At 43.7% G+C, this 16,307-nt stretch carries 15 protein-coding genes; 14 read left to right on the top strand and 1 reads right to left on the bottom strand.

The window, feature by feature from the left end; genetic code table 11:
• The 14 genes from RG47T_RS12650 (at position 1) to RG47T_RS12585 (ending at position 14,938) form a co-directional block, all read left to right on the top strand.
• The gene (locus tag RG47T_RS12650; RefSeq protein WP_074489811.1) at positions 1–420 is read left to right on the top strand and encodes a phosphonate C-P lyase system protein PhnG; all 420 of its coding nucleotides are present in this window, start codon (positions 1–3) and stop codon (positions 418–420) included.
• 1 nt (position 421) lies between these two features.
• The gene (phnH, locus tag RG47T_RS12645) at positions 422–1,054 is read left to right on the top strand and encodes a phosphonate C-P lyase system protein PhnH (RefSeq protein WP_074489810.1); all 633 of its coding nucleotides are present in this window, start codon (positions 422–424) and stop codon (positions 1,052–1,054) included.
• Positions 1,055–1,065: 11 nt separating this feature from the next.
• Positions 1,066–2,196: a carbon-phosphorus lyase complex subunit PhnI gene (locus RG47T_RS12640; protein WP_074489809.1), complete on the top strand. Its 1,131-nt coding sequence runs from the start codon at positions 1,066–1,068 to the stop codon at positions 2,194–2,196.
• 2 nt (positions 2,197–2,198) lie between these two features.
• A complete protein-coding gene (locus RG47T_RS12635; protein ID WP_074489808.1) occupies positions 2,199–3,095 on the top strand; it encodes an alpha-D-ribose 1-methylphosphonate 5-phosphate C-P-lyase PhnJ in 897 nt (298 codons plus the stop codon).
• A complete protein-coding gene (locus RG47T_RS12630) occupies positions 3,092–3,940 on the top strand; it encodes an ATP-binding cassette domain-containing protein (RefSeq protein WP_074489807.1) in 849 nt (282 codons plus the stop codon). Before RG47T_RS12635 ends, RG47T_RS12630 begins: the two co-directional genes overlap by 4 nt.
• A gap of 22 nt (positions 3,941–3,962) precedes the next feature.
• Positions 3,963–4,679 (top strand): phosphonate C-P lyase system protein PhnL, encoded by a 717-nt coding sequence (locus RG47T_RS12625; RefSeq protein WP_074489806.1) that lies wholly within the window; start codon positions 3,963–3,965, stop codon positions 4,677–4,679.
• A gap of 4 nt (positions 4,680–4,683) precedes the next feature.
• A complete protein-coding gene (locus RG47T_RS12620; RefSeq protein WP_074489805.1) occupies positions 4,684–5,877 on the top strand; it encodes an alpha-D-ribose 1-methylphosphonate 5-triphosphate diphosphatase in 1,194 nt (397 codons plus the stop codon).
• Between the two features lie 25 nt (positions 5,878–5,902).
• The gene (locus RG47T_RS12615) at positions 5,903–6,709 is read left to right on the top strand and encodes a hypothetical protein (protein ID WP_074489804.1); all 807 of its coding nucleotides are present in this window, start codon (positions 5,903–5,905) and stop codon (positions 6,707–6,709) included.
• 12 nt (positions 6,710–6,721) lie between these two features.
• The gene (locus tag RG47T_RS12610) at positions 6,722–7,387 is read left to right on the top strand and encodes an LbetaH domain-containing protein (protein ID WP_074489803.1); all 666 of its coding nucleotides are present in this window, start codon (positions 6,722–6,724) and stop codon (positions 7,385–7,387) included.
• Positions 7,388–7,487: 100 nt separating this feature from the next.
• Positions 7,488–8,240, top strand: a complete 753-nt coding sequence (locus RG47T_RS12605; RefSeq protein ID WP_074489802.1) for a metallophosphoesterase family protein — start codon at positions 7,488–7,490, stop codon at positions 8,238–8,240.
• 391 nt (positions 8,241–8,631) lie between these two features.
• Positions 8,632–11,916 (top strand): SusC/RagA family TonB-linked outer membrane protein, encoded by a 3,285-nt coding sequence (locus tag RG47T_RS12600; protein WP_171972524.1) that lies wholly within the window; start codon positions 8,632–8,634, stop codon positions 11,914–11,916.
• A gap of 25 nt (positions 11,917–11,941) precedes the next feature.
• Positions 11,942–13,549 carry a SusD/RagB family nutrient-binding outer membrane lipoprotein gene (locus RG47T_RS12595; protein WP_074489800.1) on the top strand — a complete coding sequence of 536 codons (1,608 nt, stop codon included), beginning with the start codon at positions 11,942–11,944 and terminating at the stop codon, positions 13,547–13,549.
• Between the two features lie 73 nt (positions 13,550–13,622).
• Positions 13,623–14,447 (top strand): tyrosine-protein phosphatase, encoded by an 825-nt coding sequence (locus RG47T_RS12590; RefSeq protein WP_074489799.1) that lies wholly within the window; start codon positions 13,623–13,625, stop codon positions 14,445–14,447.
• 50 nt (positions 14,448–14,497) lie between these two features.
• Complete coding sequence (locus RG47T_RS12585; RefSeq protein ID WP_074489798.1) at positions 14,498–14,938, top strand: GNAT family N-acetyltransferase; 441 nt, start codon at positions 14,498–14,500, stop codon at positions 14,936–14,938.
• Positions 14,939–14,951: 13 nt separating this feature from the next.
• Here the strand turns inward: RG47T_RS12585 and RG47T_RS12580 are convergent, their stop codons facing one another.
• Entirely contained in the window at positions 14,952–16,268 is a 1,317-nt protein-coding gene (locus RG47T_RS12580; protein WP_175538894.1) for a DUF5690 family protein, read from the bottom strand.
• Between the last annotated feature and the right edge of the window lie 39 nt (positions 16,269–16,307).

Raw genomic sequence — 16,307 nt, 5'->3', positions numbered from 1 at the left:
ATGCAAGATCAGGATTATATACTGTGCGAATGCGAGTTACAACTACTGGAAGCCTTTGTGGTAACGCTCGAAACAACGGTAGAAGTGCAACTGGTAAAACAACCGGCCTTATGCATGACCATGATACAGGCAGAAGACTCTGTAGAATTTCAACCCTTTTATTTAGGCGAAGCCCTTACTACCGAATGCGAATTGTTAGTTAATGGCACCCGCGGTATAGGTATTTGCCTGGGCGATGAACCGGTACGCGCTTATTGTATTGCCTTTATAGATGCTTACAGCCAACTAAGCGACGTACCTATGCAGCCGGTTGCTGATTTCCTGTCTCAGCAAGCTGCAATTATTGAGCATAACGCCAAAATAGAGAACGATTTAATACTGCGTACCAAGGTTGACTTTAAACTAATGGAACAAGATTAATATGCAAAGCGAAATAATTTACGACGAAATATTTGATGCCCAGGAGCATTTTCGTTTGATATTAGATAGCATGGCCAGGCCGGGTAAGATCAATGTGATCCCAGATCTGGATATAAGGATGACGGCCGGTATCAGCAAAGCAAGTACGCTTATTGCCTTCTCGCTGCTAAATACCGATGCCAGTTTTTGTGCCATTGGTGAATTAAGCAATGATATAGAAGAATTTATCACCCTGCATACCACTGCCAAAATTGAAACCCTGCAAAAGGCAGACTTCGTTTTTGTAAAAGGCGACCAAAGCGCAGGTTTTATAGCAGAACTTAAAATTGGAACCCTGCCTTACCCCGAAGACAGCGCCACCATTGTAGTTGACGTATTAAACATCAGTATAGACGAAACTGCAGATTCCATACAGCTTAACCTGAAAGGGCCCGGTGTAAAAACTATAGAAACGGTTTATGTTACCGGTTTAAACCACGCCATACTGGATGCAGTAAGAGAGCAGAACTATGAGTTTCCGTTAGGGATAGACCTGGTACTAACGGATCTCGAAAACAACATGATCTGCATCCCCCGGAGTAATGATTTTACTTACGAACTGGCGGAAACAGACAATCAGCCTTATTACAATTAACCAATCACCCTATGGGATACGTTGCAGTAAAAGGTGGTACCGATGCCATACATAACTCACAGCAATTAGTTGAGTTTTACAGGCTGAAGGATGCTACCACGCCGCTTGATATTAAACAAATAAGAACGCAGCTGCGCATGGCAGTTGATAAAGTAATGGGCGAGGGAGGTGTTTATGCACCCGAGTATGCCGCCATTGCCCTAAAGCAAGCCGAAGGCGAAGTTTTTGAAGCTGCTTTTATATTACGTGCTTTTCGCGCAACTTTACAACGCAAATACTATTCGGAAGCGATTAATACCCGCGAGATGTTTGTGCGCCGCAAAATCTCGGCATCGTTTCGCGAGATCCCGGGTGGGCAAATTCTCGGTCCGACACGTGACTATACCCAGCGCATTCTGGATACCACCAAAGCATTTGAAGATCAGGAAGCGATTAAGAAGTTCCTAACCGATTTTAAGGTGCCGGTAAACAGCGATAAACTGGCGGAGATCACTACGTTCGCCAAAGTAATTGATCTGTTAAAAAACGAAGGTTTGCTAAAACCTATCGACCCCGATGAAGACCGCACACTGAAAGATATTACCCGCGAGGCGATCAAATTTCCGGCCCCGCGTTCGGCAAGGTTGCAGATGCTGGCCCGTGCCGAAACCGGCGGCTTAATGGCCCTGGGTTATGCCAGCATGCGCGGCTTTGGCAGTGTGCACCCAACAGTGGGCGAGCTAAGATATGGCGCTGTAAAGGTAAAAGTAAAAGATGCCACAGGCCGCTCGCGCTATATTGGTAAAATAGAAGTAACCGAGGCCGAAACAATTTCAGCCGGAAAATCGGCCAAAAAAAAATCAGCCCCTTATTACAATATTGGATATGGTTTATGTTTTGGGCAGAACGATACCAAGGTAATCTGTATGGGCATTCTGGACACCGCCATGCGTACACCCGATGTGAACTCGCCGGCTAACGACCAGGAATTTGTACTGTACCATACCGAGGGTATCGAATCTATGGGTTTTGTAAACCACCTCAAATTGCCGCATTACGTAACCTTCCAGTCCGAATTAAAAAACATTCGCGGAGCTGTTGAGCGGAGTGCCGAAAAGCCGACTGAACAGGCTATCCAATCACCTCAATTACAATCAGTTTAAACATGGTTGAAAATATAAAGTACGCTAACAAGTACAACTTTGCCTTTATTGATGAGGCTACAAAAAAAGAGATTAGGCGCAAACTCTTGAAGGCTGTTGCTATACCGGGTTACCAGGTGCCCTATTCATCGCCCGAGATGCCCATTGCCAGGGGTTGGGGCACAGGAGGTTTGCATGTAACGTTAGCGATCATTGGCCGTGAGGATATATTCAAAATTATTGATCAGGGTAGCGATGCCAGTGTTAATGCCTGCAACCTACGCGAGTTTGTACACCAGATGACTAACTGCCAAACCACTTACGATACCTCGGAAGCCACCCTTATACAAACCCGCCACCGCATTACCGAAGAAGAACTGACCGAAAATCAAATCTTTGTATACCAGGTACCGCAACCCGAGCCACTGCGCAGTGTAGAGCGTTACGAATACCGCACCCGCCAAATGCACGGCGAGGCCGATTATGCCAAAATGTGGGTATCGTTATATGAATCTTATGTGCGCAGCGGCGATATTATGCTGGGCGCCGGTTACCCGGTAAAGGTTAACAAGCGTTATATTATGGCGCCATCGCCAATACCAAGATGGGATGTGCCGAATTTAAATCAATCTAAAGCTTTACACCTATTTGGTGCCGGCCGCGAAAAAAGGTTGTACGCCGTGCCGCCATACACCACCGTAGAGGCGCTGGAGTTTGAGGATGTGAAATTCCATACCGAAGATTTTAAGGGTACCGAATGCTATAAAACAGGTTATAAAAAAGCTTTTTTAGATGAATTGTATTTCGATGATGGTTCTAAGCACTTCATCATCAACGACAGCAATTTTCTGGATAAGCTGGTGGAAAAAGAATCGCCCAAACAACACGAAAATAAATACATCAAGCAACTGCAATCATGAGCCGTAATGCCGACAACTGGTTGCTGCGCGTAACCAACCTCACCAAAATTTACGGTGAACCCAATGAAAATACGGTAGACCAAACCGGCCCCAAATTTAACTCCAACATTTGCCCCGAAACGGATAGCATTGTGGCCTGTGCCGATATCAGCTTCGATCTTTATCCCGGCGAAGTGCTGGGCATAGTAGGCGAAAGCGGCTCGGGTAAAAGTACCGTGGTAAAGCTGCTGTACTTTGATATGGAGAAAACCGGCGGCGCTGCCTGGCTTAAGCCTTATGCCGATGGCTCGATAGATATGCTAAGCGAATCGAACCAGAAGAAACGCTTTATACGCAATAACCTGATGGGAATGGTTTATCAGAACCCGCGCGACGGTCTGAATTTCAACTTTACATCGGGCGGTAACATTGCCGAAAAACTAATTATGGCAGGTAACTACCATGTGGGCGAAATCCGCGGGCGAGCTTCAGACTTACTCAATAAAACGGAAGTGCCTGTACTACGTATGGATGACCGCCCGGCCAATTTTAGCGGTGGCATGCAGCAGCGTGTGCAGATCTCTAAAGCCATAGCCAACAACCCGCCGCTCTTATTTTTGGATGAGGTTACTACAGGTTTGGATGTATCGGTACAAGCTAAAGTTTTGGACCTGATCCGCGAGTTGCAGCAGGACCTGGGTATCGCCATGATCGTGGTGTCGCATGACTTGTCGGTGATCCGCATGCTGACCGACCGAACCATTGTGATGAAGAACGGCCGCATTGTAGAGAGCGGTTTAACCGACCAGATTTTACAAGACCCGCAGCACGAATACTCACAGCTACTTGTCAGCTCATTGCTATAAACCTTAACCATAACCACGTATAATGAACATACTGGAAGTTACTCATTTAAGTAAGGAATTTAACCTGCATATTTTAAATAATAAGCGGATTGAATCCCTTAAAGACATCAATTTCACCATGAAAGAGGGTGAGATCATCGGGCTTACCGGTAAATCTGGTTCGGGTAAATCCAGCCTCATGAAATGCCTGTACCGCACCTACCTGGCCTCAACCGGCGAGATTATTTACCTGTCGAAAAATGGTGCGGTCGATCTGGTAAAAGCCGACGATCACCGCATCATTGACCTGCGCAAAAATGAGATCACTTACTGTTCGCAGTTTCTAAGTGTAATCCCGCGGGTAGCGGCCATAGATGTGGTTTGCGAGAATTTATTCCGGGTAGAAAAGGATAAAGACTTTGCCCGCAGCCAATCTAAAAACATGCTGGAGCAGTTAGGCCTGCCTTATGATTTATGGGATGCTTTCCCGGTAACTTTTAGCGGTGGCGAGCAGCAGCGTATTAATGTGGCTCGTGCCATTATAGCCAAGCCGCGGTTTTTGCTGATAGACGAACCAACCGCATCGCTGGATGCTAAGACCAAAGATGTGGTGGTAGATATGATTTTGCGATTGAAAGCTGAAGGCACATCTGTGTTGGTGATCTCGCACGACGAATACACACTTGACCGCCTTTGCGACCGCCGCATCGACCTGAAATTTGGTGAAATAATATCTGAAGAAATGGCTACTAACCAATAAAAAAATGAACTCATTTATCATTTATAACGCAACGATAATTACTACCAACGAGGTAATTGAGAATGCCTCGCTACTGGTAGAAGACGGTATAATTGCAAGTATAGACAGGGCCAATATCCTGTCGGATAACGACTGCGATCTGATTGATGCCCAGGGTGCTATGGTGATGCCGGGCATTATCGATATCCATACCGATGCGCTGGATGCCGAAATTATCCCAAGACCGGGTGCCGATATCCCGGTAGCAATTGCCTTCCGCGAGTTGGAGCGCAAAATGAGCGGTTGTGGCTTTACCACCGTTTATCACTCCCTGCACATAGGCTATGAGGTTGCCGAACTAACTTCGCGCAGCAAATATACCCGTAAGGAGGTGTTTGATACGGTTTACAGATCATCTTTGGGGCAAACCCTGTTGAATAATAAGATCCACATGCGGTATGAATTATCGGGCGTAAATGCTTATAATGCATGTATAGATCTGATTGATAGTGGCTACGTATCTATGCTGTCGGTAATGGACCATACACCCGGGCAGGGGCAGTACCCTAAGCCGGTGTTTATAGTACAGATGCTGAAAAGTGGTAAAACAGAAGAACAAGCTTTAGCCGAATATAATCAACGTGTGTCGCGCCCCAAAATACAGGGCGAAAAACTGGCAGCCTTAATTGCATATGCGGTAAAAAAAGGCATCCCTGTGGCCTCGCACGATGATGATACGGTTGAAAAAGTAAACCTGATGCATAGCATGGGCGTAAAGATCTGCGAGTTCCCGATCAACCTGGAAACTGCAGAACATGCCATTAACCTGGGTATGCATGTGGTTGGCGGCGCATCAAACATATTGCGCGGCGGCTCGCTTACCGGTAATGCCAACATGACGCAGGCTGTTAACCAAGGCCTTGTTGATACCTTATGTTCAGATTATTATCCACCCGCTATACTGCACGCTGTATTTAAACTGCACCGGCAAGAAGGTTTATCATTACCCGATGCTGTAAAACTGGCTACCCTGCACCCGGCCAAAGCCGCAGGCATTGCCAACCAGACAGGCAGCATTGAAGAAGGCAAAGATGCCGACCTGCTGATTGTTAAAATGGTTGATAATATCCCGATGGTTACCCATACTATTGTGCGGGGCAGCATAGTATCGCAGGCTGCGCTCAAAGCACCCGAGGAAAAATTTCAAACTGCATTTTAATAATGATGTACGAGAGGAGGTTAAAATGATAAGCAACGAAGTTAGGGTGAGAGAATTGGCTTTCCACGCTTACAACCAACGGCAGAATCTGGAAATTTCGGCCGAAAGGATTTTGGAAACAGCAACCAAGGTTGTTCCGGCAGGTAATTTTACTTTTAATGGCCGCAGTTGGGTGCCTAATGAATACATGGGTTATGCGGTAGTATCTATGCTGAATGCTAACCCGGGCAACGAGAATTTAGCCAAATTCCTGAAAGAGATCCAGTCTTTGTTAAACGAAAACCTGCAGCCTGTTAATGGTTTCTATATGCTGCCGCCCGATAGCTTCCATCAAACAGTGGCCAACACCCTTTCTGCCGATCGTTTTAAAACCAATATCCTGAATGCCGGCATAGAACCGGTGTATCCCGAAATGGTGAAACAGGCTTTCGATAAAATCCCGATGAGCCGTTTGCAAAGCCCGATTAAAATGCGTGCTACCGGGTTAGGTATTATGGGTACTGCTATAGGTATGCTGTTTACCTTTGATACTGAGGCTGACTATAACCGCATTATGCGGTTTAGAGCAGGTTTATACGATAACGAAAAACTGGCCGCCATTGATGTAAAGATGACCCGCCCTTTCATAGGGCACATTACATTGGCTTATGCCGAGCAAAAGCTCAATAAAAACCAAAAGGAACACCTGGCCACTATTATTAATGAGATCAATGAGTACATCCGCGCTAGAAAGAATTACTTTCTGATATCCAAAACAGGCTTGCGCCGGTACGATCATTTAGCTGAGTTCAAAAATGCGGATAACTATCCTGTTTATCATTTTACTGCCTAACAACAATTATCGATGAAATATATTGATAACTATCCGCCCGTAGCCGACCCCAAGCTTGCCCACGTGCTGACTAAAGAACCAAATATCCACCCCAGTTGCAAAATAAAAGACAGCACCATAGGTGACTATACGGCCCTTGCCGAAAATACTGTGATGGTTGAAACTTCATTCGGTGATTATAGCTATACAGCAGGCAACGTCCATATGATGTATGCCGAGATTGGTAAATATTGCTCGATAGCCATTAACGTGCGTATTAACCCAAGTAACCACCCGCAATGGCGCGTTACGCAGCACCATATGACGTATCGCCGCATAGATTATGGTTTGGATACGGTTGATGATACGGAGTTTTTTAACTGGCGCCGTGAACATAAATGTACCATTGGCCATGATGTATGGATAGGGCATGGGGCATTAATTATGCCGGGCGTAAAAATAGGTACAGGTGCAATTATAGGCAGCGGTGCCGTGGTTACCAAAGATGTTGGCCCTTACGAAATTGCAGTAGGCATACCCGCCAAAGTAATTAAAAAACGGTTTGATGAGGTAACCATAGCTAAACTACTGGATAGCCAATGGTGGGACTGGGACCGCGAAACGCTGGAGCAAAACTTTAAAGACCTGTTTGATGTAGCGGTTTTTTTGAACAAACACAGCACAGAAAAATTAGTATGAGAAAGATTTCCATAATGCGTTTGTACCGTACTAACTTGCCGCTAATATTAAGGGATAGTTTGATGACCGATACAAGCCTAAGCTATCTATACCAAAACACATGAAAATTGGTATCATCAGCGATATTCACGAGGATATTGTTTCTTTAAAAAGCGCGTTCCAATTACTGGAACAACTGGGATGCAGCGAAGTGATTTGCCTGGGTGATATTGCCGGTTATAAAGTTACCACCTATAATTACCTGGATACCCGCAGCGCGCACGAGTGTGTGGCCATGATAAGGGCCAACTGCAGCACCGTGGTTATTGGCAACAACGACCTTTTCCAGATCCGTAAAAACCCGGTATACCACGAGGGTGGGTTTGAGTTTCCTGAAAACTGGTACGATCTCGACTTTTTTGAGCGTAAACAATTAGGCGGCGATAAAGTTTTTTTGTATGAAGATGTACAATTACCGGCCCTGCTAACCAAAGCCGATACGGCATGGCTGCAATCTTTACCAGAGCATGCCATCCGCACTTTTAACGGCAAAAATGTCTTCTTTTCGCACTTTGCCTACCCGGATATGACGGGGATGAAAACCAGCTTCCCCAAGATGGCCGGAGACTACTATGAACACCTGCAATTCATCGCCCAAAATAACAGTAATATTGGCTTCTCGGGCCATATGCATTTTGAGGGGGTGAGTATATGTGATGTAAATAATATTCAAAGAAATATTTTTGGTAAATATTATTTATCAAGCGAATTGCAATGGCTTTACGGCCCCTGTGTGGCCCGCTGTTACTTTGCAAATGGCGCACTTGTTTTTGACCCGGATACCATGGAGATCGAAGCATTAACTATCGTGTAGCCAATGTGATAAATATTAGCTAACTGTTAGTATTGTGTTATTTTTTTAATAATAAAGTAGTTTTTGATTGAAATATCATTCCTGTTTATGCTGTAATTACTCACCCTCTCAGATGGTTTACAAGCGCAACTAACGCTATCTCAACAAAAAAAGTTTTGATTACCAAAATTGGAATTTAACCATAAGTTACAATATTTCTTTATTGCTATTAAGTGACCTTAATATTAACAATATCTAAATAATGGTAGTGTTTCATTACCATATGGTAAAGTATTGTTATTGAATAGTGACTATTTTCTTAACAATGCCAGGGTAGTTTTGCTTCAAAAAGTTATACATGAAACAAGTTTTACTTAGATTTAAATGGCTGATAATGTGCATCGTAATAACGATGGCATACGGCAATCTTTATGCCCAAAATGTGATCAGGGGTGTAATCACTGATGAAAACAATCAGCCGATGCCCGGGGTAAGTGTGTTGCTTAACAGCACCCATCAGGGTACAACCACCAATGAGGGTGGGCGTTTTACCATTTCTGCACAGAAAGGTCAAACGTTAACTGTACGTTTTTTAGGTTATCAGCAACAGGATGTTGTTATCGGTGCCGAAAATACGATAGCTATCCAGATGAAATCTGAAGGCAAAAACTTAACTGAGGTAGTAGTAACTGCCTTGGGTGTAAAAAAAGAAGTACAAAAATTAGGTTACTCGCAATCTCAAATCAGGGGCGACGAGTTAACAACTGCACGTGATGCCAACCCGCTTAACTCAATGGCCGGTAAAGTAGCCGGTTTAAGTATTGGTGCCAATGCCGAATTTGGCGCTGCACCAACTGTTGTTTTACGTGGTAGTAAAGATGTATTGTATGTGGTAGATGGTGAACCGGTAAACTCGGACACTTATGACTACAATGCAGATGATGTTGATACCTACACCGTATTAAAAGGCCCAAATGCTGCTGCGCTTTACGGTTTTAGAGGTATTAATGGTGCTATTGTTATTACTACCAAAAAAGGCAGTAAGGATAAAAAAGGCTGGCAGGTAGATTTTAACAGTACCAATATGGCCGAAAAAGGTTTCCTGGTAATGCCTAAAAGCCAGACTGAATATGGCCGTGGTAGCAACTTTGCTTATACTTACGGTAACGTATTATATGATAATACCCAGCGTTTGCCAGAATGGGGCCCGCGTTTTGATGGTATTTTCCAAACCCAGCAATACGATAGCCCATATGATCCAATAACCGGTATCAGAGGAAAAACACCTTGGTTGGCCCGTGGTGCAAACAACTTCGATAACTTTGTACAAACAGGTTATACCTCTACCAATACCATATCATTAGGAGCAAGCGGATCAAACTATGATATCCATACTTCTTATGGTCACACTTTTCAACAGGGTGATTTCCCTAACACAAAATATAACATCGATAACTTTAAGTTAGCCGCAGGTTATGATATTACTCCTAAGCTGCGTGTTGATGCTGATATTAACCTGAACGAGCAATACTCGCCAAACATCCCCGATGTTGACTATAGCCCGCAAAGTTATGTGTACATGTTTAAGGTTTACGGCTCTGCAGATTATGATGTCCGTAGCATGAAAAATTATTACCAGGGTCCGCAGGGTGTACCGGGTTTAACCCAGTATGCAGCAGAATACGGCCGTTTAAATAACCCTTACTTTGTAGCTGATAAATGGTTGAAAGGCAGGACTAAACAAACTATCAATGGTTCGTTAAAATTAACTTATAAGTTCACTAAAGATCTGAGCTTATTTGTACGCACATCATTAAATACATATAACGAAAAGAATACAGAAGATGTACCTGCAGGTGCTAACCTTAACCAATACCTAAGCTGGTATAGTTTTGGTTATTACGGTGATTACAGGCAAGATCAGCGTAACCTGTTAGAGAACAACACAGATGCGATACTGAATTATAGTCACAAATTTGGCAATTGGAATGTTTCTGCCTTAGCAGGTGGTAACGAGCGCTCTTTCACCTATACATCTGATTGGGCAACCACGCAGAACTTATCGCTTCCGGGCGTATTCGATTTGGCAAACTCTGCCGGTAAACCATACATCTACAGTTTCGATTCAAAAATGCAGGTTAACAGTGGTTTCTATTCATTTGATGTGGGTTACAAAAACTACTTTAACATTAATACTACAGGCCGTGTAGATCATCTTTCTACCTTGCCTTCCGGAAACAATACTTTCTTCTATCCATCTGTATCATTAAGCAGTGTGGTGACAGATTATATTAAATTCCCTGAAGTTATCTCTTTCTTTAAAGTGCGTGGCTCGTTTGCCGATGTTAAGGGTGGTTTAACATCAACAACTATCGGTAGCTCATACAACGCTTTACAATCTACCGCATTAGGTACCGGTTGGAACACTAAACCGGTTAGCGGTTTGCTGGGTTACGGTACAGAGCGTTACACCCCTTACAACGGCCCTACTTATGTAAATGAGTCGCCATCTGCATCTGCTACTTATTATAATGGTACACCATCTGTATCTTTATCAAATACCATAGCAAATGCTAATATCAAGCCTTATGACGTTGAATCGTACGAGGCAGGTTTCGATGCTAAGTTTTTAGGAAACAGGTTAGGTTTAAACGCCACTTATTTTACAACTACCAACGGCCCGAACATTTTCCAATTGCCGGTATCAACAGCTACAGGTAACATTAACCAATTGGTAAATGGTGTAACTACACTAAAAAAAGGTTTCGAAATTGAATTAATGGGTTCTGTTTTGAAAAACAGGGATGGTTTAAATTGGGATGTTAACGTTAACTACTCAACCTACAAAGAAACCCTGAAATCAATTTATGGCGATCAGCAATTGTTACAACAGAATGGTCACAATTATAAAGTTGGCGAAAGACTGGATGACATCTACGGTACCAAGTTTGTAAGAGACGGTAACGGTAATATTGTTAACGCAGGTGGTTTACCTGTAACATCACCGGGTGGTATCAATAACAATGGTTTATTAGGCCATGCCAACCCTGATTTCTCTTTCGGTATTACCAACAGTTTCAGCTATCATGGCTTCTCTTTAAGCTTTCAGTTTGATGGCCGCATAGGTGGTAAAATGTACGACAGAACTTACTACCAGGCTATGAATGGTGGTACAGACCTTGAAACGGCTACCGGCGCTTATGGCGCAGCACGTTTAGCAGAGTGGAACAGCACTGCCGAGGGTACTAAATCTGCAACGCCGGCATATATTGGCCAGGGTGTTGTAATTACCAGTGGTACACCGGTGTATGCCAATGGCCAGATCACCAATTTAAGCCAGTTAACCTTTGCTAAAAATAATGTGCCTGTTTTGGTTCAATCTTATGTATCAAGCGGTATAGGAGGTAATTTTGACGAATACTATATGATTAGCCGCTCTTACGCTAAGCTGCGTGAGGCTACACTTGGCTACTCGCTGCCATCTAAATTACTGCAAGGTACATTTATTAAAAAAGCAACTTTCTCTATTGTAGGCAGAAACCTGTTATACTTTGCAGCACGTAAAGACATTGACCTTGACCAGTATGCTTCTGGTTACAATGCAACAGACCGTACCCTGGTTGGCGCAAACAGCGGTGCTGACCTGGAAAGCCCTACCGCCCGCCGTTATGGTTTTAACGTCCACCTAACATTCTAATTGATCATCAATTACAAAAAATATTATGAAAATAAGATCATACATTATTCCACTGGCCTTAGCCATAACAGGCATGGTATCTTTTACCGGCTGTCAGAAAGGCGATCTGGTTGCCAACCCCAATGTTTCTGGTGCTAATGCACTTGTGCCGCCCCCATTATTGCTTAACGCACTTACAGCTACTTTAATCCGCCAAAGTGAGTTACCATGGGGTTCATCTGCGCTTGCCTCACAATACGTAGTATCTAACTATGCTTACTACAGGAGTTCTAACAGTTACAACTTTGGTAATACAACAGATAGTTATGATATCCTGAAATATGCGATAAAATTGCAACAGCAGGCTGTGGCACAACAGGGAAATTCAACCAATAAATATTACGCTTTAGCTCAATTTTTTAAGGCTTATGCAGGTATCTGGTTAACACAAAGAGTGGGTGATATTCCATTCTCGCAAGCGGGAGATGCTACCAATCTTACGCCTAAATATGATACCCAGCACGATGTTTACCAAAGCGCCCTTACACTATTAGATAATGCGAATACCTTATTAGGCAATCTCATCACTACTACACCGGCTCTTTCGAGTACTGTTTTAGATACCAATGATATTTTTGGATTTACCTACCTGCAGTGGCAAAAATTAATTAATACCTATCGTTTAAGGGTATTAATAAGCCTCAGCAAACGTGCTGCAGATAATGCCGACCTGCAAATTCCGCAGCAGTTTGCAACCATTATCGGTAACCCAACCAAATACCCGATCATGACATCTAACACCGATAACATGATCCTGAAATCTACCACAGTATCGCGTTATTCTATCTTCTCGTTAAACTATAACCCGTATAATAACTACGCAAATATTGGTAATGCTTATTTGAGCATCACCACTGCAAACTTAGATCCACGTACTTATCTATCGGCCACACCTGCGCCAATACAATTGGTAAATGGTAAAACGGTGAGCGACTTTACAGCGTATGTTGGTTCAAGCCCTAATACAGCGCAAGGTACCTTATTAAGCAATGCCAGTGCAGGCAGCCCGGCTTATAGCCAGAGCCCATATTCATTTGCTAATTATAACCGCTATTATACTTCTAACGTAGGTGCCAATGCCGAGCCGTTTGTATTTATCGGTTACCCGGAATTGTGCTTCAATATTGCCGAAGCTGTTAACAGAGGATGGGTAGGCGGAAGCGCATCAACATGGTATAACAATGGTATCACTGCTTCATTTGGTGTATATGGTTTAACCAATGGCCAGTCTATCACTATTGGTGACCTTGCCGGTAAAACATTGGGTACCGTTACGGTAAACATTCCGCAGTTCTTGACCAAAGTTGCTTACTCTGCCGACCCTGCAACAGGCTTAAAACAAATCTGGACCCAGAAATATACCGCGTTATTTAACAACTCGGGCTGGGAAGGATTTTACTTATACCTGCGTACAGGTGTACCTGCTTTAGACCAGGGTGGTGCCGGTATTGGTACGCCTAATAGCTTAATATCACGCCGTTGGATGTACCCTGCTACAGAAGCTGTTTATAATGCAGCCAATTACAAAGCAGCTATTACCTCGCAATACGGTGGTACCGATGACATGACTAAAGACATGTGGCTTTATAAATAGAATTTTCAGTTCAATTTTTTATACCGACAGGGGTTGCGCGATGCGACTCCTGTTTTTTTAATTAAATCAAAAAATGAGAAAGAATATCATCTTATCAATATTCACACTGGTGCTTAGCCACACTGCGTTTTCGCAGGTGGCCGATAGTGTGCAGCGCCATGTTGTGTTACAGGGTGCCGCCAACTTTAGAGATTTGGGTGGATACAAAACCAAAGATGGCCACGAGGTTAAATGGGGTAAGGTTTATCGCAGCGCCGATATCAGCAAATTAACCGATGCCGATTTGCAGGTATTGCAGAACAAGCACATTACTGCCGACATTGATTTTCGCGGTCATCAGGAATCTGCTTCCGCGCCAGATAAAATGAACCCTAATACTGATTATATACTTTGCCCTGCCGGCAGCGATAGTCTTAATAATTCGATGATGAAGGGTTTGATGGCACACCGTAATAATGGCGATTCGCTCATTACATCCTTTTACAGTAATACCAAATATTTGAAAGACCGTTACAAACCATTTTTTGATAAGCTGATTAACCTGCCCGATGAGCAGAGTCTGCTGTTCCATTGCACCGCAGGTAAAGACCGTACAGGTATTGGTGCAGCTTTATTTTTATACAGTTTAGGCGTACCTTACAACACCATTGTAGAAGATTATACAGCAACCAACTATTACCGCAAAGATGAAAACGTTAAGGCAATTGCCGGTATGACAAAGATGATGAATATTGACCCCAATGCTGCCAAAGCAATGATGGCTGCTAAAAAAGAATATCTGGATGCTGCGTTTGCGGCTATTAACCAGCAGTATGGCTCGGTAGATAACTTTTTGAAAACACAAATTGGCCTAACCAGCCAGCAAATTAAAACGCTTAAAGCTAAATATTTGCAATAGTTTATAATACCCTCCCCGGGTGGGTTTGCTCACCCGGGTTAATTAGTAATATGTCTGATCAATTTATAATCAGGGACGCTAGGGCAGAAGATGTTTCGCAGCTGAGTACGTTAATTACCCAGCTTGGCTATCCCAGTACCGCAGAAGAAGTACAGATCCGTTTTAGTGATATTAGCCAAAACCCGGACTACCGTAGCCTGGTAATTGCCGAAGGTGAAAATGTAATAGCATTTGCCGGTTTGGTAAAAGGGCTTTGGTATGAAAAAAATGGCACTTATGTACGTCTGCTCTCCTTTGTGGTGCGCGAAGATTACCGGGGCAGGGGCATCGGGAAAATACTGATTAAAGCGGTAGAGGACTGGGCCACAGCATTGGGCTGCAACTCGGTAGTATTGGGTAGCGGTAACCGCGACGACAGGATAACAGCCCATCATTTTTACAAAGCGCAGGGCTACGAGATCAAATCGTCGGGCTTTATAAAGGTGCTTTAAGCTATAGCTATATTTATTGCTGTAGGTTCATCTGCAAAACAGCTAACGCTTTTGTTTTCTTACTGTTGGCGTTCTGCATAAAGTAAATAAGCGACAGCACCGTACTGATACCGCCGATTACAGCTACTGCCATAGCGCCCTTGTTAAAAAACAACAACCAGCTGATTGTACCGCCATTAAGTTCTTTTACCAACAGAATGCTTACACTCCCCAGGTAGGCAATAGCATCGGCCACGTATACCACAAAGCCAACATTACTGCGGCATTTAAAAACGGCTATCATGCGTTCAAAAAACACGGCGTTATAGGGTACATAGCCCAGGTAAAGGCCCAGGCCAGCCATCGTCATCCAGGCTACAGGGCCAATTAAATGCAGGTTGAATAAAATGGTACCGCCGCCCACTAATATATACCCGCCAATAATTAGGAAGTGGATGATCCCGAATGCAAATAAATTCTTTTTAATCAGTATCAGCAGGCTCAGAATAACCAGTACGATGATAGAGATAAGTGAATCTATGCTGGCATAAATGGAGGTTGTTTTGATGCCCATGCCGGCCCATATTTCTACCTCGAAGTTATCCCGTATATCGCGCATCACCGTCAGCATAATATAGCTGATCACCGAGAGTATAATGCCGGGTAAAAAACGGATGAGAAAGCGTTTGCGGTCATCCCCATTCATTGGTACACGCTCTGCCCGGAGTAGTTTGTCTTCTTCGGTTGGCGGGGGTAGCAGTTCGAGGCAAAATATAAATAGCAGCAAGGGCAAGGCAAATATGGCACCGGTAGCAAAAGGCATGTGGTATTCATTAACATGAAAAGTGCTCATTAGGGTACGCCCCACTGTTTTAACAAAACCCGATGCAAATATTAAACTGATGGACATTACTGCTGCCATAAATTCGGTAGACCGGCGGCCTTCTATGTAACCGAAGATCAGCCCCCAGATCATTCCCAAAGGCAAGCCGTTAACAAACAGAAAAATAATATTATACGGTGCAGGCACAACAGCAAAAGCCAGCAGGGCCAGCCATGCAATGCCAATAAACAGCAGGATACTCTTTGCACGGTTACCATGCGTTACCTCGGCAATAAAACGAATGCCGTAAAACTTGCTTAAGGTATAGCCGATAATTTGCGCAATAACCAGCCATACTTTATAATCAATGTGCAGGTACTGGTGCCCTGTAAACGTACCGGCTGTAAATGCTTTGCGAAAAGAGTACATACAGGTATAAGCCCCAAATGCCGAAAATGCTGCCATTACAGAGAGTAATGCATAAGGCATACGGGCTACTTTTGCGCTTAATTTATCTTTTATAACCATTTACTTTAACCTCATTGGCAGTAGCTAAATAGTTACTGC

This window comes from Mucilaginibacter polytrichastri, assembly GCF_001911425.1.
In the GTDB taxonomy this organism is placed as follows: domain Bacteria; phylum Bacteroidota; class Bacteroidia; order Sphingobacteriales; family Sphingobacteriaceae; genus Mucilaginibacter; species Mucilaginibacter polytrichastri.
Note: the sequence above shows the minus strand (reverse complement) of the source record. Positions and strands in the feature narration are given on the sequence as shown.